General features: G+C 57.4%; 19 protein-coding genes. 12 read left to right on the top strand and 7 right to left on the bottom strand.

The features are described 5' to 3' along the window. Positions 1-2: 2 nt before the first annotated feature. Positions 3-230 carry a 30S ribosomal protein S18 gene (gene rpsR, locus P8O11_RS09070; protein ID WP_089890607.1) on the bottom strand — a complete coding sequence of 76 codons (228 nt, stop codon included), beginning with the start codon at positions 228-230 and terminating at the stop codon, positions 3-5. A gap of 22 nt (positions 231-252) precedes the next feature. Beyond that, a complete protein-coding gene (gene rpsF / locus P8O11_RS09065) occupies positions 253-597 on the bottom strand; it encodes a 30S ribosomal protein S6 (protein ID WP_300293783.1) in 345 nt (114 codons plus the stop codon). A gap of 318 nt (positions 598-915) precedes the next feature. Between rpsF and P8O11_RS09060 the strand changes: the two genes are divergently transcribed. From P8O11_RS09060 to P8O11_RS09045, 4 genes are all read left to right on the top strand, one after another. Further along, positions 916-1,449: a hypothetical protein gene (locus tag P8O11_RS09060; RefSeq protein ID WP_300293782.1), complete on the top strand. Its 534-nt coding sequence runs from the start codon at positions 916-918 to the stop codon at positions 1,447-1,449. Between the two features lie 111 nt (positions 1,450-1,560). Continuing rightward, entirely contained in the window at positions 1,561-2,505 is a 945-nt protein-coding gene (gene fabD / locus P8O11_RS09055; RefSeq protein WP_300293780.1) for an ACP S-malonyltransferase, read from the top strand. 14 nt (positions 2,506-2,519) lie between these two features. After that, positions 2,520-3,257, top strand: coding sequence for a 3-oxoacyl-ACP reductase FabG (fabG, locus tag P8O11_RS09050; RefSeq protein ID WP_089890614.1), 738 nt, complete (start codon positions 2,520-2,522; stop codon positions 3,255-3,257). Positions 3,258-3,494: 237 nt separating this feature from the next. Next, the gene (locus P8O11_RS09045; protein WP_089890617.1) at positions 3,495-3,728 is read left to right on the top strand and encodes an acyl carrier protein; all 234 of its coding nucleotides are present in this window, start codon (positions 3,495-3,497) and stop codon (positions 3,726-3,728) included. A 63-nt stretch (positions 3,729-3,791) separates the two neighbouring features. On the opposite strand, the gene P8O11_RS09040 is transcribed toward P8O11_RS09045, so the two are convergent. Then, entirely contained in the window at positions 3,792-4,643 is an 852-nt protein-coding gene (locus tag P8O11_RS09040; protein ID WP_300293778.1) for a PilZ domain-containing protein, read from the bottom strand. Positions 4,644-4,881: 238 nt separating this feature from the next. On the opposite strand from P8O11_RS09040, the gene fabF reads away from it, so the two are divergent. The 3 genes from fabF (at position 4,882) to P8O11_RS09025 (ending at position 8,174) form a co-directional block, all read left to right on the top strand. Beyond that, positions 4,882-6,144 carry a beta-ketoacyl-ACP synthase II gene (gene fabF, locus P8O11_RS09035; RefSeq protein WP_300293777.1) on the top strand — a complete coding sequence of 421 codons (1,263 nt, stop codon included), beginning with the start codon at positions 4,882-4,884 and terminating at the stop codon, positions 6,142-6,144. A gap of 4 nt (positions 6,145-6,148) precedes the next feature. Then, complete coding sequence (gene mltG, locus P8O11_RS09030; protein WP_300293775.1) at positions 6,149-7,303, top strand: endolytic transglycosylase MltG; 1,155 nt, start codon at positions 6,149-6,151, stop codon at positions 7,301-7,303. 286 nt (positions 7,304-7,589) lie between these two features. Beyond that, positions 7,590-8,174, top strand: a complete 585-nt coding sequence (locus P8O11_RS09025) for an HNH endonuclease (protein ID WP_300293774.1) — start codon at positions 7,590-7,592, stop codon at positions 8,172-8,174. A gap of 200 nt (positions 8,175-8,374) precedes the next feature. Here the strand turns inward: P8O11_RS09025 and P8O11_RS09020 are convergent, their stop codons facing one another. The 4 genes from P8O11_RS09020 to P8O11_RS09005 form a co-directional block, all read right to left on the bottom strand. Beyond that, entirely contained in the window at positions 8,375-8,908 is a 534-nt protein-coding gene (locus tag P8O11_RS09020; protein ID WP_300293773.1) for a polymer-forming cytoskeletal protein, read from the bottom strand. Then, complete coding sequence (locus P8O11_RS09015) at positions 8,898-10,229, bottom strand: M23 family metallopeptidase (protein WP_300293772.1); 1,332 nt, start codon at positions 10,227-10,229, stop codon at positions 8,898-8,900. The genes P8O11_RS09020 and P8O11_RS09015 overlap by 11 nt, the downstream gene beginning before the upstream one ends. 207 nt (positions 10,230-10,436) lie before the next feature. Further along, positions 10,437-11,243, bottom strand: coding sequence for a ferritin-like domain-containing protein (locus P8O11_RS09010; protein ID WP_300293787.1), 807 nt, complete (start codon positions 11,241-11,243; stop codon positions 10,437-10,439). Between the two features lie 22 nt (positions 11,244-11,265). After that, positions 11,266-11,730: a peroxiredoxin gene (locus tag P8O11_RS09005; RefSeq protein WP_300293771.1), complete on the bottom strand. Its 465-nt coding sequence runs from the start codon at positions 11,728-11,730 to the stop codon at positions 11,266-11,268. A 165-nt stretch (positions 11,731-11,895) separates the two neighbouring features. Between P8O11_RS09005 and P8O11_RS09000 the strand changes: the two genes are divergently transcribed. The 5 genes from P8O11_RS09000 to P8O11_RS08980 all read left to right on the top strand — a co-directional run. Then, on the top strand, positions 11,896-15,231 hold the full coding sequence (locus tag P8O11_RS09000) for an AsmA-like C-terminal region-containing protein (protein WP_300293770.1): 3,336 nt from the start codon (positions 11,896-11,898) through the stop codon (positions 15,229-15,231). 7 nt (positions 15,232-15,238) lie between these two features. Beyond that, positions 15,239-16,300: a tRNA preQ1(34) S-adenosylmethionine ribosyltransferase-isomerase QueA gene (gene queA, locus P8O11_RS08995; RefSeq protein ID WP_300293769.1), complete on the top strand. Its 1,062-nt coding sequence runs from the start codon at positions 15,239-15,241 to the stop codon at positions 16,298-16,300. A gap of 86 nt (positions 16,301-16,386) precedes the next feature. Next, positions 16,387-17,643: an MFS transporter gene (locus tag P8O11_RS08990; protein WP_300293768.1), complete on the top strand. Its 1,257-nt coding sequence runs from the start codon at positions 16,387-16,389 to the stop codon at positions 17,641-17,643. 92 nt (positions 17,644-17,735) lie between these two features. Then, on the top strand, positions 17,736-18,320 hold the full coding sequence (locus P8O11_RS08985; protein WP_300293767.1) for a DUF924 family protein: 585 nt from the start codon (positions 17,736-17,738) through the stop codon (positions 18,318-18,320). 155 nt (positions 18,321-18,475) lie between these two features. Then, the coding region (locus P8O11_RS08980; protein ID WP_300293785.1) for an FAD-dependent oxidoreductase at positions 18,476-18,606 on the top strand (131 nt) is incomplete at its 3' end.

Raw genomic sequence — 18,606 nt, 5'->3', positions numbered from 1 at the left:
CCTTATTTCACGGCGTAAGGCAGCAGGGCGAGGAAGCGGGCGCGTTTGATGGCACGGGCCAGTTCGCGTTGCTTCTTGGCCGATACGGCTGTGATGCGTGATGGCACGATTTTGCCGCGCTCAGAAATGTAGCGCTGGAGCAGTTTCGTGTCTTTGTAATCGATTTTCGGCGCGGAATCCCCTGAGAAAGGGCAGACTTTGCGACGGCGGAAAAATGGTTTCGTAGCCATGGTTTAGTGTCCTTTCTTAAGGTTAGCGGCGCTCGCGGCGCTCTTCGCGTTTTTGCATTTGAGCCGAAGGGCCTTCTTCGTGGGCATCAACCTTGATGGTCAGGATGCGCATCACATCATCATGCAGGCGCATGAGGCGTTCCATTTCCTGAACAGCCGTCGCAGGAGCGTCGGTGCGCAGGTAGGCATAATGGCCCTTGCGGTTTTTGTTGATTTTGTAGGCCATCGTTTTAACGCCCCAGTACTCAGTTTCTGAAACTGAGCCACCGTTGTCCGCAAGGACGGCGCTAAAGTGTTCGACAAGGCCTTCGGCTTGCGTGTTGGACAGGTCCTGACGCATAATGAAAACATGCTCATAGAGCGGCATGTGCTTTTCCTTTTCTGTGCGCATTTCATAGGAGGGTCATACCAGCCTTCTGCGACCCATCCACGAGAGCTGCGCGGTTCACTTTTATACAGAAGACCAGTGCGCTTACCCCGATTTCCACATAGTCGCAAGCCTCAATCCCGCCAAGCTGGCAAGCATTTCAACCCTGACCGCCTATGCTGCCGCAATCTCGGCGCAATTCGATGAAAATTGCCCAGATTTTACCACTTTGGTTACAATCTTTCGCCTGATCTGCAGCGCACACTCCCAAGAAATCAGATGTCACAGCCCAGAATGGGCCGGATCGGGAGACCAAAGATGACAATGCAACGTGCCGTGGCCAAAACTCAATCATTGCCTCACACAATGGCATCCACATTGACTCAAGGGGCGGAGGTGTCGAGCGAGCCTCATGCGTTGCAAGCCCTACCGCCCCTGCGTTTGTTTCATGTTTTTGCGGGCTCGGTTCTTTTGATCGCGGCTTTGGGCCTTTGGGCCGTCCCAGGCTCGACATGGAACCAAACAGCCCAGCTTATGAAGCTCTTTATGACAGCCACGGCCATTCTTGCAGGCCTTGCCCTGATCGCGCCACTGCGCCGCAGCTATCCAGAAGTGACGCTTGATCCGCGCTCTGAATGCCTCGAAGTGATCGAACGCAACGATTTTAGCCGCATTTCAAAAAAAGAAACCTATGCCTATGACGATCTTAGCGAAGTCGATGTGCGTGACGGTATCTTTGTCGCCCGCGATCATCAGGGCCGAGCTGTTGTCGAGATCCCGCTTGGCGCACAGGTTGAAGCGCTGGATGCACTGCGCGCCGCCCTCGGTCCAAGCTTTGCGCGCACCGCCTAAGCCCAATACATTCACATGTTTTAAAGGTCAGCGCCGTATGCGCTGGCCTTTTTCGTTGCGGGCGCGCGCCGCTTCGGGCTATTTGCTCTCAACAACAATGAGGGGGGCAACATGAGCCGCGCATTCGTATTTCCAGGGCAAGGTGCCCAAACCATCGGCATGGGCCGCGCTTTGGCCGAAGCCTATCCAGCCGCAAAAGCCGTGTTTGACGAAGTCGACGAAGCCTTGGGCGAAAAGCTGAGCGCGCTGATCTGGGAGGGCGAAATTGAAGCCCTCACGCTGACGCAAAATGCCCAGCCCGCTTTGATGGCCACGTCCCTCGCCGCGCTGCGGGCCCTTGAGGCCGAAGGTGTGAAGATCACGGACGCAAAGCTGGTCGCGGGGCATTCTCTTGGCGAATATTCCGCCTTGGCGGCCGCTGGGGCGCTCTCTGTGGCCGATACGGCCCGCCTTCTGCGCATTCGTGGCAAAGCGATGCAAGAGGCCGTGCCAGTCGGCGTTGGCGCAATGGCCGCGCTTCTGGGGCTCGATTTTGCCACAGCGCAAACAGTCGCAGCTGAGGCTGCACAGGGCGATGTCTGCCAAGCCGCAAATGACAATGACCCAAGCCAAGTCGTTGTGTCCGGGCACAAAGCTGCCGTGGAACGCGCCGTTGAACTTGCTAAAGCGGCAGGCGCAAAGCGCGCGATGCTTCTGCCTGTGAGCGCACCGTTCCACTGCGCCCTGATGGCGCCCGCCGCTGATGTGATGGCCGAAGCACTTGCCAGCGTAGAGATAAACGCGCCCGCAGTGCCGCTTGTGGCCAATGTGAGTGCTGAGGCGCTGTCTGACCCAGTCATGATCCGCGCGCTCCTGGTTGAGCAGGTGACAGGCTCGGTGCGCTGGCGTGAAGGCGTCCTTTACATGGGCGAAACCCACGGGATAAGCGAAATTTGGGAAATCGGCGCAGGCAAAGCGCTTTCGGGTATGGTGCGCCGCATCAACAAAGATATCGCTTGCCGCAATATTGGCACGCCAGAAGACATCGCAGGCGCGCTTGAGGCGTTGAACGGATAATAAAGGAAAAGCACATGTTTGATCTGACAGGAAAATGCGCGCTCGTGACAGGCGCTTCAGGCGGAATTGGCGGAGCCATCGCCACAGCACTGCATGGGGCAGGGGCGACAGTCGCGCTTTCGGGCACACGCGAAGAGCCGCTCAAGGCGCTGGCCGCAGAGCTTGGGGATCGCGCGCATGTGTTGCCCTGCAACCTTTCGGATGCGGAGGCTGTTGACGCCCTCCCAAAACAGGCGATTGAGGCCATGGGAGCGCTTGATATCCTTGTTAACAACGCGGGGATCACTCGAGATCAGCTTTTCATGCGGATGTCTGATGACGAGTGGCAGAGCGTTCTGGACGTCAACCTGACCTCAACCATGCGCCTTTGCCGCGGTGTCATGCGTCCCATGATGAAAGCCCGTTGGGGTCGCATCATCAACATCAGCTCTATCGTTGGCGCCACAGGCAATCCAGGCCAAGCCAACTATGCAGCATCAAAGGCGGGTATGGTCGGTATGACCAAATCTATCGCCTATGAAGTCGCCAGCCGCGGCATCACAGCCAACGCCATTGCACCAGGTTTTATTGCGACAGCAATGACTGACAAGCTCACTGACGAGCAAAAAGAAAAAATCAACGTGCAAATTCCTGCAGCACGGATGGGCCAGCCCGAAGAGATAGCGGCGGCGGTTCTTTACCTTGCCAGCCCTGAAGCCGCTTATGTGACAGGGGCCACGCTGCATGTGAATGGCGGCATGGCCATGCTTTAACAGGCGATGTCGTTCTTGAGCTTGCAAAGCCAAGAGCGCGCGCTAATTTGGACAAAGCATTTGCCAAAGCCTTGGCGTGTGCTATAGGCCACCGAGATTTCTGGATGTTCGCACACAAGCGAGCTTCTGGGCCCTCCCATGCGGGAGGCGTACCGCCCCTAGGGCAATTCAAACCGCCAGCCCCGTGGGGCATGGGCAAAACCCGGGCCAAAAGCCCACTGTTATGAGGATAAAGACATGAGCGACGTCGCAGACCGCGTAAAAAAAATCGTTGTTGAGCACCTTGGTGTAGAAGAAGACAAAGTTGTGGAAAACGCATCTTTCATCGACGATCTGGGCGCAGACAGCCTTGACACCGTCGAGCTGGTCATGGCTTTTGAAGAAGAATTCGGGATCGAAATCCCTGATGACGCAGCCGAAACAATCCAGACGTTTGGCGACGCTGTAAAGTTCATCAAAGAAGCAGCATAATCTTGCGGCCTAAGGGCCAGCTTGATCCTGTCAGAACGGCCTGCTGCAAAGCGGGCCGTTTTTTTATGCGGGCGCTGTGTTCTGCGCAGTCTGCTCCAGCTCTAGCACTTGCTGAAGCACGGTCTGATCCAGCGGGTGGTCAAAGTTCACACCGCAATACTCCGCATTGCTCCACCTGATCTTGCCGGCAATGAAAATATTACCAATGATCACCTGACAGGGTGTGCCCAGCGGACATTGCCAGTCTGAGCGCAGCTTCATGCCGTTTTGGCTGATATCAAGGCTCTGTACGGCTTGTGTTCTGTTGTAGGCGCTGAGCTGAACGGCGCGGTTACATGGATACCGCTGCTCACGGCGGCGACACTTCTGGATATAGCGTGTGTGCAGCGTCAATGCGCCTGCAATAAAAGCGATCAGCCCGAGCAAAGCGAATGATGTGGCCACGGGGCGGTGGGGGCCAATCGGAAAGTTTGAGCCAACGCCACCTGAAGGCCCCCAGGACGGGTCTTCAGCGCAATCAAGCCCTTGCAAGACCTCTTGCAAGGGGCCGAGCAATGCCCGCATTTTCTTCACTTGCCGTGTTTCAAAAAGCTTTTGGGGGCCATAGCGGTTGAAGGATCGTAACATCAGCTTTTGATGTTCGGTGACCCGTAAAATAAGAGCCTCATGCTCTTCATGCCCCGAATCTCTCAGCGCTCTGCGCAGCGAGTCATTTGAATGTGCGCTGGCGACATTTTGCAAACGCGACGCCATCTCGTCTGCCATTGGCGTATAGGCCTCCTCGACAAAATTCACCGTCGCGATTTGGAAATCGACCAGCCATTGCTCGATTTCGCAAGTCTCAGCTGCAAGATTTGTGGCCCAAAAGACAAGGCCAAGGCAACTCTGTAAAAAAAATCTCGTGAGTCTAAGCATTTTCCTGAGGTCTTAAAATACAGTCCAACCTCGCTCAACTTTCCTAACAAGACGTAACTGCAAGCGCCGCGCTTTCGACAATACGCAGCAGTTTTGAACGACTTTGCGCTGGCGCTCTCTGCTAGGCAGGGTTTCACCGATACACATAGCCCATAGCGGTACAGGCAAGCATTCTCTTGCCCCTTGCCCCCAAGCCGCGCTAAGAGCAGGCAACAGATAAGACAAAAGGGGGCACATCATGCGTCGCGTGGTTGTTACAGGACTAGGACTGGTCACACCTGTTGGGGGTGGCGTCGAGGACAGTTGGAAGAATATTTTGGCAGGCAAGTCAGGCGCAGCGCGGATTACACAGTTTGATCCAGAGCGTGTCACCACCAAATATGCCTGCGAAGTCAAGCACGGCGACGGCACAGATGGCACCTTCAATGCAGACGATTGGATGGAGCCCAAAGAACGCCGCAAAGTGGATGACTTTATCCTCTACGGGATCGCTGCTGCCGTTCAGGCCGTAAAAGACGCTGACTGGACTCCAGAAGACGAAGAGAGCCGCCTGCGCACAGGCGTGATGATCGGCTCTGGTATTGGCGGGCTCAAATCTATTGAGGCCACGACGCTGCTGATGGCCGAAAAGGGCCCGCGTCGTGTGTCGCCGTTCTTTATTCCAGGCGCTTTGATCAACCTGATTTCAGGCCAAGTGGGAATCCGCTATGGCTTCAAAGGGCCAAACCACTCTGTTGTGACAGCCTGCTCGACTGGCGCTCACGCGATTGGCGACGCATCGCGCCTCATCCAGCATGGTGATGCGGATGTTATGGTCGCAGGTGGCGCAGAAGCGGCCATTTGTGAAATCGGCATTGCCGGCTTCAACGCCTGCAAAGCCCTCTCCACTGGCCACGACGAAGACCCAACCAAAGCGTCCCGCCCTTGGGACGCAAACCGCGATGGCTTTGTTATGGGCGAGGGCGCAGGCGTTGTCGTGCTTGAAGAATACGAGCATGCCAAAGCGCGCGGCGCGAAAATCTATGCCGAAGTGGCAGGCTATGGCCTGTCAGGCGATGCCTACCACATCACAGCGCCACCCCCTGATCACGAGGGGGCCGAGCGCGCCATGCGGGCGGCCTGTGCCAATGCCGGCATCAGCCCCACCGAGATTGACTATGTCAACGCCCACGGCACATCGACCATGGCCGACACAATCGAACTTGGTGCTGTCGAGCGGATGATGGGACCAGAGGCTTCTGCCAAGCTCTCCATGTCGTCCACCAAGTCGATGACAGGGCACTTGCTTGGCGCTGCTGGCGCGATTGAAGCGATTTTCTCAATTCTCGCGATCCGTGATCAGGTTGCTCCGCCCACGATCAACCTTGAGACAGTAGATTGTGAGACCGTGGTAGACCTCTGCGCAGGCGAAAAGCGCGAGCGCAAGATCGACATCGCTCTCTCCAACAGCTTCGGTTTTGGCGGCACGAACGCATCGGTTATTTTCCGAAAGGTAGACTAAACCTATGTGGCGTCATATTGCTTCAAATGCTCTGACGATGCTCATCGTCGTGATTTTCTTGCTTGGCGGTCTGATCCTTTGGGGTCAGACCGAGTATAGCGCGGAAGGCCCGCTAGAAGAGCAGATCTGCCTGCGTGTTGAGCGCGGAAGCAATGTCAGCCGCGTCAGTAAAACTCTTGAAGATCAAGGCGCTATCACATCAGGTATGCTCCTGCGTGTTGGCATGGATTATGCCGACCTGACGGGTGATCTTAAGGCCGGCAGCTATCTCGTTCCGGCCAAATCGACGATGAAAGACATCGCGGATATCATCACCCGTGGCGGCGCAAGCACTTGCGGAACCGAGATCGTGTATCGCATCGGCGTGACACAGCTTTCCAACCTCGTGCGAGAGCTTGACCCTGCCACAAGCACCTATATCGAAAAGGCCAAGTTCGACCCCGCTGCTGAGGAGGCCCCCGCCGAATATCTTGATGTGCGCGACCGTGCCGATACACGCTTTCGGATCGCCGTCGCCGAGGGCGTGACAAGCTGGCAGATCGTCGAAGGGCTCAAGCGCATTTCGCTTCTTGAGGGCGATATTTCCGAAGTGCCCGCCGAAGGCAGCCTTGCGCCGCAAAGCTATGAAGTTAAAAAAGGCGACAAGCGCGAGGAACTTTTGGCTGAAATGGCCGAACGCCAAGACAGCATTCTGGCTGAGGCTTGGGAAAACCGCGTCGAAGGCCTGCCTGTGAACAGCCCCGAAGAGGCGCTTATCTTGGCCTCTTTGATTGAAAAAGAAACAGGCGTTGCCGAAGAGCGCCGCCAAGTCGCGAGCGTTTTTGTGAACCGTCTGCGCCTTGGAATGAAGCTCCAAACAGACCCCGCCGTGATCTACGGGATCACATTGGGGCAGGGTGTTCTGGGGCGTGGATTGCGCCGCTCTGAGCTGCGCGCAGCGACCCCTTACAACACATATGTCATCGACGCGCTCACGCCCACGCCGATCGCCAACCCCGGCCGCGCAAGCATTGAAGCCGCACTCGATCCTGACAGCACCGACTACATCTTCTTTGTTGCGGATGGCACAGGCGGACATGCTTTTGCTGTGACGCTGGCTGAGCACAACGCCAATGTTGCCCGCTGGCGCCAGATCGAAGCAGAGCGCGCCGCCGACTGAGGCGGGGCGATTCTTTTGCGACGGCCCTTGGCTGACCAGCCTCCGATTTTTGCACAGCTCTGTCGCACCGTTAAGGGTCTGCCATTAGGACCTGATAAAATATAGCCTTATCAGGCCCTTATAGTCTGAGCGCCATGTCACATCTCTGTCAAACTGCTCTGTTTAGCTTTGCACATTAGGGCATGCGTCAAGAGGCTTGCCCGATGCTTGCCACGATATATAGTGGTTCATATAAGCGGGTGTGCCACATCTGGCCAAGCCCGCGAGCGGAGCAGAGATACGGCATATGGACGGTACGTTTAGGACAGACTTTCAGCGCAACCCGGCAAGCCTCAAGCAGCACCCCGCATTGGTGCTCAACGCCGACTATAGACCCCTCAGTTACTACCCGCTGTCGCTTTGGCCTTGGCAAGAAGCCGTCAAAGCGGCGTGGTTGGATCGGGTGGATATCATCGCCGAATATGACGAAGTGGTGCGCAGCCCCTCCACGGTGATCAGGATCCCCTCCGTCGTTGTCCTCAAAGACTATGTAAAACCTCAAAAGCGCGTGGCCTTCACGCGCTTTAATTTGTTTTTGAGGGATGAATTTTGCTGTCAATATTGCGGGGCAAAAGGTGACCTCACCTTTGACCATGTGGTTCCACGCGCCGCAGGTGGTGTGACAAGCTGGCAAAATGTTGTGGCCGCCTGCAGCCCCTGCAACCTTAAGAAAGGCTCAAAAAGCCTGCGCCAGTGCGGGCTTCATCTGCGCAAGCTGCCACGGCCGCCCGCCGCTGAAGAGCTGCGGAATATGGGGCGCAAATTTCCACCCAATCACTTGCACGACAGCTGGATGGACTTCCTCTACTGGGATGCTGAACTCGACGCTTGAGCGCCCCGCCGCAAGGAGAGGCCGGGGCCCGTTACAGTCAGCCAGCCGCCCTATGCGCCGCAAGAGGACAGCAATAAATATTGGCCATTGGCGTAACGCTCAGCGCCGTCAACATGGCGGCATTTTTCTGGCGCCACAAAGGAAAAGGGCACCGCAGTCTCCTGCAATGCCCCTATCAAATCAGTTATGCCAACAAGTGCTTATGATGCTGGGTCTTTGGGGGAGGCTGCGGCGGCTGCGGACGCAGCGCTGCCTTTGGCGCCTGAGTTGAGCGGATCGTCTTGGCGCTGTACAGAGCCTTCAAAATGCGCACCGCTCTCAATCGCGATTGTCTTGTGAATGATGTCGCCTTCAACACGGGCTGTTGAGGTGAGGCGGACCTTGAGGCCGCGCACACGGCCAACAACGCGGCCATTTACGACCACATCATCCGCGATCACTTCGCCCTTAACAGTGGCGCCTTCGCCCACTGTCAGAAGATGCGCGCGGATGTCGCCTTCAATTGTGCCTTCAATCTGAATATCGCCAGTTGTGCGCAGGTTGCCTGTCACATGCAGGTCTGATGACAATACCGAGGCTGGCGGCTTGGCTTTAGGGGCTGACGCCTTGAACTCGCTGCCGCCGGGCATGGCTGGCTTGCTTGGGGCCGCAGGGGCTCCCTTGTCAGCGCCAGAAGCAGGTGTTGTGCTATCGGCCTTCGGGCCAGGTTCGTTGATTTTGCTTTTAGAAAACATCGTTAGCTGCCTTGATATAGATCATTGGGTTCACGGCTTGTCCGCCCACACGTACTTCATAGTGCAGATGGGGGCCCGTCACACGTCCAGATGCCCCTATATCACCAATTCGTTGTCCACGCGATACCCTTTGTCCAACTTTAACCCGAATTTGGTTTTGGTGGGCGTAGCGTGTTTCGATGCCAAACTCGTGTTGGATCTTCACAAGGCGGCCATACCCAGAGCTCCAGCCTGCATGTGTAACGATCCCGTCAGCAGTCGCATAAAGGGGGGTCCCCACCGGTCCCGCAAAATCAACACCGTTGTGCATGCGGCGTCCGCCCGTCTTGGGGTCGCGGCGGTAGCCGTAGGGTGATGTAAAGCGATAGCCCGCTTTGACAGGGTTGGCGAAGGGCGCTTTTGAGGCGGCAAGACGGTAAAGATTGAGGCGGTCCAGTTCGCGGATAATGCGGTTGGCGCGGCGCTCTGCAGAGGAAGACTCTTCCCCCCGTGTCGAAAATGACAACGGCGTCAATGCTCCGCCTTGGCCGCCATATCCCCGGCGCACCTGCTTCAAAAGGCTGTCTGTGTTCATTCCAGCGGCGCGGAACATGCGGTCCAGCGGCTTCACAGAAACAGTCATGGCTTCTTCAAGCTGGCGGAAAATCTGGTCGTTCTGGTCTTTCATAAGCGCAATGCGCTCTTCCATTTCAGCGGCTTGGTTGAGCGCAAATTGCGCATCAGCGACAACTTTATCACGCTCTGCCGCTGTTTCGGCGAGAGCTTGTGTGATCAGGCCAAGCGCGTTGCTGCTGGAATTGATCCCTGCAACCTGCACAGCTCCGCCATTCTCTTGCGCTTGGGCAATTGCGGCGAGCTGATCACGCGCATCGTCACGCTCATTCATCGCCGAACGCAGGGTATTTTGAATAATTTCAATCCCTGTTTCCATCTCACGACGGCGCGTTTCAGAGGCCAGAAGCTCTGATTGCATCAGGGAAATTTGCTGCAAAGCGCTGTTGAAGCGCTCTTGAGCCGCTAGAGCCTCTTCGGCGCGTGTGTCACGCTGCACAGAGATAAAGTTCAAACGGCTCTGGTAGGTCTGCTGGTCACGCTTGGCTTGTTCGCGAAAGTTGCCTGCGCCGATGCTGTCCATCAACAAGATCGCTGTCGCAATGATCGACCACGCCACAACCAAAGCCGCACCAGAGAAGGCGAAGAGCTGCACCAGAGGGCGCAGGCGGATAAAGCGGGTGTCTTTGTCTGATCTCAGAAAAACACGACGTTCTGGAAAATAACGCTCCAAAAACGAGTCAATACGGATAGCAAGCTGTGTGCGCAACGATGAGTTCCTTGGCCGTTTCATATCAAGTGGCGACGGACCATGAAAGTGTGGCATCGTCGCAGCATGACGGCCCATCCCCAGATTGCCATCTCAAAAGGGATTAACGCCCTGTTCCCAAGGGCGCAAGTTTTTTGGCCGCTTTGGGGCGCATCATATTGGAAACATGATATTTACGGCGAAATCTCGCCGATACTGCGCTGCACTTTAGCGTTTGGCGACAGGTGTCTCATCCGCCAGTGGCCAGTAAAAATCAGGCGGTATCCCCGCTTCAGCGCGCTTTTCTTCGTTGAACGGGGGCTTCAGCTGGCTGTGAAAGTAATGCCGCACAAGGCGGTGAAACTCGGGCTTTGGGTCAATCCCGTCGCGCCCGCAGAGGAAGTGAAACCACTTTGATCCATAGGCGACATGGCCGACTTCCTCACCGTAAATGATCTGAAGCGCCTCAACAGCGTCATCAAGTCCCGCCTTGCGGAAAATCTCGATCATCCCTGGCGTGACATCGAGCCCGCGTGCTTCAAGCACCATCGGCACGACAGCCAGCCGTCCCATGATGTCATCTGCCGTGTCTTGTGCCGCGCGCCACATGCCCGCATGGGCAGGCAAGGCGCCATAGTGGCTGCCCAGAGCTTCAAGGCAGTCACTTACGAGGTTGAAATGCTTCGCTTCTTCGTCGCCAGCTCTGACCCAGTCGTCATAGTATCCCAACGGAAAGGGCACATGCGAAAACCGCGCAATGATATCCCAATGCAAGTCAACCGCGTTGAGTTCGATATGCGCAACCGCATGCAAAAGCGCGATGCGGCCTTTTTCGGAGCCGGGTTTGCGACGCGGGACATCGCGCGGGCTGAGCAGCTCTGGTGCCGCGGGGCGGGCAGGGTGCATCGGCGTGCTGGCGGTCCCGATTTCAAGGGGTGTGCCCGCGTCACGCGCCGCAAACCATGTCGCCGCGTGCTGGCGGGCGAGCGCGGTTTTCGCGCGCCCGTCTGCCGTGTTGAGCACCTCGACTGCCATTTCCGCGAGCGTTTGTGTCACCTCAAAGCGCCTTCACAGCGGCCAGCACATCGTCCACATGCCCAGGCACTTTCACTTTGCGCCACGCACGCACAACGGTTCCCGCAGCATCAATCAGAAAGGTCGAGCGCTCGATGCCCATGAAGCTTTTGCCATACATCTTCTTTTCTGTCCAAACGTCGAGATCCTCACAGAGGCTGCCGTGCTCGTCGGACAACAGCGGAACGGTCAGCTCCTGTTTGGCGCGAAACTTGCCGTGGCTCTCAAGACTGTCTTTGGAAACGCCAAAGACGCGCGCGCCTGCAGCTTCAAAGGCGCCCAAATCCGCGGAAAAGCCCTTGGCTTCTGTCGTACAGCCAGGGGTGTTGTCGCGTGGATAGAAAAACAAAACAAAAGCTTGTCCCTTCAATCCAGCAAGACTCACTGTCTCACCCGTATCGCTTGGGAGGCTGAAGTCTGGGGCAGGAAATTGCGTTTCTTGGGTCATCTTGGCTTTACCTCTACCGTCTCGTGGGGTTTCATATTATCGCAAGCGCATGCGCGCAACGTCAAAGCCTGCGTGCACTGTAAGTCTGTTACGCCCCAAGCGGCCAAACCGATGAGATAAAACCGCCGGCGCATGTCCGGCCATGAACTGGCCTGAAAGCGGAGAATGACGACAGAGCCTGACAGCCCAACGCCAGACAGCCCCGAGGCTGCCGCGCCGCCCAAAAAGCGGCGCAGTGTGCGGCGGCGCGCGGCAGTGGGCCTGCTTAGCCTTGCTCTGTTGGCGCTGTTGCTGGTGGCGGGCGTCATAGGGCTGCTTGCCTTGCGCAGTGAGCCACTTGTTGTGCCCGAGTGGGCCGCCACGCGTCTGAGTGCTCAGATCAATCGCGATATTGCGCCTTATTCCGCGCGCCTTGGCACGGCGGCTATCGTGCTTGAAGAGGGGTGGGCGCCGCGCGTTCTCTTGAGCGATACAGAGCTGCTCGATGGCGCCGGTGCTCGGATTGTCTCCTTTGACAGCCTGTCTCTCGGGATCGCCTTGCAGCCTTTGGTCGAGGGCGCGATCCGCCCAACAGACTTGCGCCTCTCGGGGACGCGCCTTGGCCTGCGACGTGACACACAAGGGGCGTTCTGGCTCAGCTTTGGCGAAGAGCTCAACACAGCCAGTGACGGGGCCGGAGAGGAGGGCGCAGGCTTTGGCCAGATCATGGCGCAGGTCGATGACCTGCTCGCGCGCGAGGCCTTTTCTTTCTTTGAACGGCTAGACATCTTTGACGTGACCCTGCGCTATGAAGACGAGCGCGCGCGCCGCAACTGGACGGTTGATGGCGGGCGACTTGAACTTTTACACACATTGGGCGAATTGCGCGCGCGCGCTGATTTTGCACTGCTTACAGGTGGTGCCTCAGCGGCCGGGGTTGAGCTTAGCTTTGAGCGCAGAGCAGGCGCAGAGCAGGCCTTCGTAGGCTTGAATCTGACAGATTTCCCCGCCCGTGATTTGGCCACCCAAGCGGCAGCGCTCTCGTGGCTTGAGGCCCTTCGTGCGCCTATCTCGGGAGCCTTGCGCCTGTCCATGAACAGTATGGGCGCACTTGGCCCGCTCAGCGCCACATTGCAGATCGCAGAAGGCGCGCTTCAGCCCAATGACGCCGCCACGCCGATTCCGTTCCGCTCCGCACGCACCTATCTGACCTATAACCCAGGGACCAATATGGTCACCTTTGACGAGATCAACCTGCAAAGCGAATGGGTCACCCTGCGCGCCGAGGGCAAGCTTGGCCTTGTTATGGACGAGGGGGGCTGGCCCGAAGCTTTCATCGGTCAGTTGCGCCTTGCAGGCATTTCGGCCAATCCGTCCGAGCTTCTGCCAGAGCCTGTAACCTTTGAGAGCGGCTTTGCTGATCTGCGCCTCAGTCTTGATCCGTTTAAGGTTGAATTGGGCCAGTTGGGCCTCAAGGATGGCGAAACCGCTTATCATATTGAAGGTAGCTTTGAAGCGCTCGAAAAAGGATGGAGCTATCAAGTTCAGGCCGCTGCCGAGGCGCTGGATCTGGCGCAAGTGCTGGCGGTATGGCCCGAGAAGGCAGGTGAAAAGACGCGCAAGTGGGTCTCAGAGAATGTATTGGAAGGCCATATAAACGAGGCTCAGTTTGCCCTGCGCGCAGGGCCGGATGTTAAGGCCGAGCCGCTTGTCTCCTTCGGATTTGAACGTGTCAAACTCCGCTTTCTCCCTGATATGCCCTTGATCGAGAACATGTCAGGGCAGGCCAGCCTGCTACGCAAACGCTTTGCCGCGCGCGCCACCAGCGGAACAGTCACCGCCCCAGAAGGCGGACGGCTCAATGTGGCAGGCACCGAGTTCATTATTCCGCGTACGCTCCCAGCTCCCGCAAAAGCTGTGGTAAACCTGCGCACCGAGGGTCAGATTACGGCCGTTTTGAGCCTGATCAATCAAGAGCCGATCAAGGCGCTGCGCAGCACAAATCTCCCTGTCACGCTCGCCGATGGGCGTGCCGCAGTTGCAGGTTCCATCGGCTGGACCATGCAGAAAAACCCACCGCCCGGCGCACTCACTTATGACATTACGGCGTCGCTTGCAGATGTGCGCAGTGAGGTGATTGTCCCGGGCCGTGTGCTCGCCAGCCCCAAGCTTGATGTCCGCGTGACCCCGAAAGAGCTTCTGATATCAGGAACAGGGCGGCTGGATACCATTCCCGTCTCGGGGAGCTTTCGTGCGCCGCTCGGTGCGGATGCCGCAGCTGCCACGGTTGATGGTGCGATCGAGATTTCGCCCGAGTTCGCCCGTGCCTTCCGCCTTGGCCTGCCAGCGGGCAGCGTCTCTGGGCGCAGCATGGCCAACATCGCCCTCACGCTTCCCAAAGGGCAGGGGCCGAGCTTCTCGCTCTCGTCCGATCTCGCGGGGCTTGGTCTTGCCATTCCTCAAATCGGCTGGAGCCACGGCCGAGGTAGCAAAGGTCGCCTCGAGGTTTCTGGTCGCCTTGGCGCCGATATGAAAGTGGACGCTATCAGGCTGGAAGCGTCAGGGCTCAAGGCCAGCGGAAGCGTCGTGCTTGAAGAGGGTGTATTACAGAATGCCAGCTTCGAGCGGGTCACCATCGGAAACTGGCTCAATGTTCCGCTTAAGATTATCTCGCGTGGCCAAGGCCGCGCCCCGCGTATCGAGATCAGCGGTGGACGGCTGGACCTGAGCCAAACCACGCTTGGAGCCGGCGGCTCTGCTGGCGGCGCGAGCGCGGCAGACAGCCCTCCGATCGGCGCACTCCTTGATGAGCTGGTGATCTCCTCAGGCATTTCCTTGCGCAGCTTTCGTGGTGAATTCTCCACATCCAAAGGCTTTGAAGGCAATTTCTCGGGCAGCGTAAACGGTCAAGCGCTCGTCGAAGGGCGCGTTGTGCCCCAAGGCTCTCGTAGCGCCTTCCGTCTGCGCTCTGAGGATGGCGGACAAGTGCTCAAGGCGGCAGGCCTTCTGAAAAACGCCTCTGGTGGCATGTTTGACCTCACAATGGCGCCTGCGTCCGCCAAGGGCAGCTACAACGGCGTGCTTTCTATGACAGGCGTGCGCCTGAAAGACGCCCCCGCGATGGCCGAACTGCTCAATGCCGCCAGCGTGGTCGGATTGCTCGAGCAACTTGGCGGGCAGGGCATTCTTTTCAATGAAGTTGAATCAAGCTTTCAGCTCACCCCGCGCCGCGTGGTGGTGAGCAAAGCCAGCGCCGTGGGCACATCCATGGGCATCTCGATGGATGGCTATTACGATCTCGCCTCTGGCGCGATGGATATGCAAGGTGTCGTCTCGCCCTTTTTCATCGTGAATGGCATCGGGGCTATTTTCACCCGCAAAGGCGAAGGCCTTGTCGGCTTCAATTACAACATGCGCGGCACATCGTCTGACCCGAAAGTGCAGGTCAATCCGCTTTCGATCTTTACCCCCGGCATGTTCCGCGAGATATTCCGCCGCCCGCCGCCCGAGATAAAGCGATAACGATATTATGAAACTTTCCGACTTTGACTTTGATCTACCAGAAGCCCTGATTGCAACGCGCCCTGCGCGCCCGCGCTCCTCTGCGCGCCTCCTGGTCGCGCAGGGAGCAAGTCTTGGCGCGCCGATCAAGGATGCAAGCGTGAGTGATCTCACCCGCTGGCTCGGCGCGGGCGACAGGCTCGTGATCAACGATACCAAAGTCATTCCCGCTCGCCTCTTTGGCGTGCGCGAGCGTTTGGGCGAAACAGGGCTGACCCAATCCAGCATGGAAGTCACGCTCCTCAGCCCGACCGCCAGCGGCGGCTGGTCCGCGCTTATCAAACCTCTGCGCAAAATCCGCGATGGTGAAGAAATCGCCTTTGCCACAGGCTTGCGCGCCACCCTCGTCAGCCGCAGCGATGGCCAGGCAGAGCTCGCGTTCAATCTTGAAGGTGACGCCTTCGAAGCTGCGCTCAACGAAGCAGGCGCTATGCCTCTTCCACCATATATCGCCGCCAAGCGCGCCGCCGATGAGCAAGACAAAACCGACTACCAGACTGTTTTTGCCCGCCAGACGGGCGCCGTCGCGGCCCCGACCGCCTCGCTGCATTTTGACGAGGCCCTGCTCGCCGCCTTGGCCGAGGCAGGTGTCGCCTTCAGTTATGTGACGCTTCATGTCGGTGCAGGTACGTTCCTGCCCGTGAAGGTCGAAGACGTCACAACCCACAAAATGCACGCCGAATGGGGCGAGGTCACACCCAAGGCAGCCTCGGAGATCGCCGCCACCAAAGCGGCAGGCGGACGCGTAATTCCTGTGGGAACAACAGCCCTAAGGCTCATTGAGAGCGCCGCAAGGCCCACAGGTCAGATCGCGCCGTGGCAGGGCGAAACCGATATCTTCATCTACCCGGGTTTTGAATTCAAAGTGGCTGACGGGCTGATGACAAACTTTCATCTGCCAAAATCCACCCTGATGATGCTGATTTCCGCGCTCATGGGGCAGGAACGTGTCATGGAAATTTACAAACATGCGATAGACACCCAGTATCGCTTCTTTTCATACGGCGATTCCTCGCTTCTTTTGCCTTAAGACCAAAACAGACGGGAAATGTCGCTTTTGATCCCGACATAAGGCGCTTAGAGGTCCACGCACGGCCAAGGCCAAAAGGAAAAGCAATGTTACAAGTTCTCTCGTCGTCATGGGCACTCATGCTCGGAATGATGCTCCTGATGGTTGGCAACGGCCTGCAAGGCACGTTGCTTGGCGTGCGCGGCGATATTGAGGGCTTTTCTCCTCTTGCCATGTCCATCGTCATGTCGGCCTACTTTGTCGGCTTCCTCGGTGGCTCGCGCATGACGCCCACAATGATCCGCCGTGTCGGCCATGTCCGCGTCTTCGCGGCACTTGGTTCGTTTATCTCCGCCGTGCTGATCCTGTATCCGACATGGACAAACCCGTGGGCTTGGACGTTCATGCGCGTCATCATCGGCTTTTGCTTCTCTGGCGTTTATGTCACAGCCGAAAGCTGGCTCAACAACTCCGCTGACAACCAGAACCGTGGCAAAGCGCTCTCGCTCTATATGATCATGCAGATGCTCGGGATCATTATTGCCCAAGCGCTGCTTCTGGTCGCTGATCCGGGCGGATATGTTCTCTTCGTGATCATCTCGGTGCTGGTCTCGGTATCGTTTGCGCCTATTCTCCTGTCGGTCAGCCCAACACCTGCCTTTGAAGCGACCAAGCCGAAAACCCTGCGCGAGATTATGGAAATTTCACCGCTCGGTTGTGTCGGTATGTTCCTGCTTGGGGGAGTGTTCTCCGCCCAGTTCGGCATGAGCGCTGTTTACGGCACACAGGTTGGCCTAACGCTGGGGCAAATCTCGCTTTTCGTGTCGATGTTTTATATCGGCGCAACCCTGATCCAGTATCCGCTTGGCTGGCTCTCAGACCGCATGGACCGCCGCCAATTGATCATGATCGTTGCCGCTGTCTGCGCTGTCGGCGCCTTTATCGGTATGGCCTCGGGCGGACAGTATACACTGCTGCTTGTCTCTGCCTTTCTGATCGGTGGGTTGTCCAATCCGCTCTATTCTCTGCTTGTGGCCTATACCAATGACTTTATCGAGCTTGAGGACATGGCCTCTGTCTCGGGTGGCCTCGTGTTTATCAACGGGCTTGGCGCAATTTCTGGACCCGTTATAACGGGTTGGCTCATGAGCGCCTTTGGGGCAGGGGCCTATTTCCTGCTGATTGCGACATTGCTTGTGATGCTCGCGCTTTATGCAGCCTATCGCATGACACAGCGCGCTTCGCCCGCCAGCGAAGAGACCAGCAGCAGCTATGCTCCGGTCTCAATGTCGTCCTCCGCACTTGCGGTTGAATACGCGCTTGAAGCAGGGGCCGAAGAAGACGAAAGTTCCGAAGCGTCATAAAAATGTTAATTTTGTCGCAAAACTTTACTTTCATTTGAAATAATTGCGGCTAACCTCACTCTGTAGGGTACAAAAGGTGAGGAGTTGAGCCCATGAGCGAACAGGTAACATCAGCCGAGGTTCTGGCCTTTTGGCTAGACGAGGTAGGGCCGGAGGGCTGGTATAACAGCACCGACGCGCTTGATGAAACGATCCGCACCCGCTTTTTGAGTACATGGGAACTTGGCGCAGAGGGTGGCCTGAGCGACTGGCTCCAGAACGCCGAGGGGGCCATGGCCTATGTGATCCTGCTTGATCAGTTTCCGCGTAATATGTTCCGCGGTGCGGGGCAGTCTTTTGCAACGGACAAGAAATCGCTCTGTGCCGCCAAATGCGCGATCACCAAGGGCTGGGATTTAAAGGCCGAAGAGCCGCAACGCCAGTTCTTCTATTTGCCACTGATGCACTCCGAAAGCCTGTCCGATCAGGACCGCTGCATTCGTCTAATGATGGAGCGCATGCCCGAAACAGGCGCTGCAAACCTGCTCCACGCACGCGCGCACCGTGAAGTCATTCGCGAGTTCGGTCGCTTCCCTTATCGCAATGAGGCTTTGGGCCGGGCAACCACAAGCCATGAAGCCATCTATATGGCCAATGGCGGATATGGCGCGACCGTTCGGCAGATGGAAGCCGCTTAAACGCTTCTGTTCCAAGAGGTTACCCGATATGGCGCGGCATTTCGCGGCAGCATTCGTGTGGGTGATTGCCCTGAAATGAAAATTAGTTTAACGTCAAACTAATATTTTGGTGCAGTCGTGAGTACGCGATTCCCGTGACCAGACCGGAGACAGACATGGCAGCTAAATCCTTTGATATGATCGTGGTCGGCGCAGGCCCGGGCGGCTATGTGGCCGCTATCCGCGGCGCGCAGCTCGGCCTCAACGTAGCCATCGTAGAGCGGGAACACATGGGCGGTATCTGCCT

The sequence above is a fragment of the Lentibacter sp. genome, from assembly GCF_029254145.1.
In the GTDB taxonomy this organism is placed as follows: domain Bacteria; phylum Pseudomonadota; class Alphaproteobacteria; order Rhodobacterales; family Rhodobacteraceae; genus Lentibacter.
The sequence above is the reverse complement of the archived record's forward strand: the minus strand, read 5'-3'. Positions and strand labels throughout refer to the sequence as shown.

Bases quoted from the DNA above. Each gene is read 5' to 3' on its own strand.
- P8O11_RS09005 (WP_300293771.1), bottom strand. From the start codon at position 11,730: ATGACCCAAGAAACGCAATTTCCTGCCCCAGACTTCAGCCTCCCAAGC.
- fabF (WP_300293777.1), top strand. From the start codon at position 4,882: ATGCGTCGCGTGGTTGTTACAGGACTAGGACTGGTCACACCTGTTGGG.
- P8O11_RS09025 (WP_300293774.1), top strand. From the start codon at position 7,590: ATGGACGGTACGTTTAGGACAGACTTTCAGCGCAACCCGGCAAGCCTC.
- fabG (WP_089890614.1), top strand. From the start codon at position 2,520: ATGTTTGATCTGACAGGAAAATGCGCGCTCGTGACAGGCGCTTCAGGC.
- P8O11_RS08985 (WP_300293767.1), top strand. From the start codon at position 17,736: ATGAGCGAACAGGTAACATCAGCCGAGGTTCTGGCCTTTTGGCTAGAC.
- rpsF (WP_300293783.1), bottom strand. From the start codon at position 597: ATGCCGCTCTATGAGCATGTTTTCATTATGCGTCAGGACCTGTCCAAC.
- mltG (WP_300293775.1), top strand. From the start codon at position 6,149: ATGTGGCGTCATATTGCTTCAAATGCTCTGACGATGCTCATCGTCGTG.
- P8O11_RS09040 (WP_300293778.1), bottom strand. From the start codon at position 4,643: ATGCTTAGACTCACGAGATTTTTTTTACAGAGTTGCCTTGGCCTTGTC.
- rpsR (WP_089890607.1), bottom strand. From the start codon at position 230: ATGGCTACGAAACCATTTTTCCGCCGTCGCAAAGTCTGCCCTTTCTCA.
- P8O11_RS09045 (WP_089890617.1), top strand. From the start codon at position 3,495: ATGAGCGACGTCGCAGACCGCGTAAAAAAAATCGTTGTTGAGCACCTT.
- P8O11_RS09000 (WP_300293770.1), top strand. From the start codon at position 11,896: ATGACGACAGAGCCTGACAGCCCAACGCCAGACAGCCCCGAGGCTGCC.
- P8O11_RS09020 (WP_300293773.1), bottom strand. From the start codon at position 8,908: ATGTTTTCTAAAAGCAAAATCAACGAACCTGGCCCGAAGGCCGATAGC.
- P8O11_RS08990 (WP_300293768.1), top strand. From the start codon at position 16,387: ATGTTACAAGTTCTCTCGTCGTCATGGGCACTCATGCTCGGAATGATG.
- fabD (WP_300293780.1), top strand. From the start codon at position 1,561: ATGAGCCGCGCATTCGTATTTCCAGGGCAAGGTGCCCAAACCATCGGC.
- queA (WP_300293769.1), top strand. From the start codon at position 15,239: ATGAAACTTTCCGACTTTGACTTTGATCTACCAGAAGCCCTGATTGCA.
- P8O11_RS09060 (WP_300293782.1), top strand. From the start codon at position 916: ATGACAATGCAACGTGCCGTGGCCAAAACTCAATCATTGCCTCACACA.
- P8O11_RS09010 (WP_300293787.1), bottom strand. From the start codon at position 11,243: ATGGCAGTCGAGGTGCTCAACACGGCAGACGGGCGCGCGAAAACCGCG.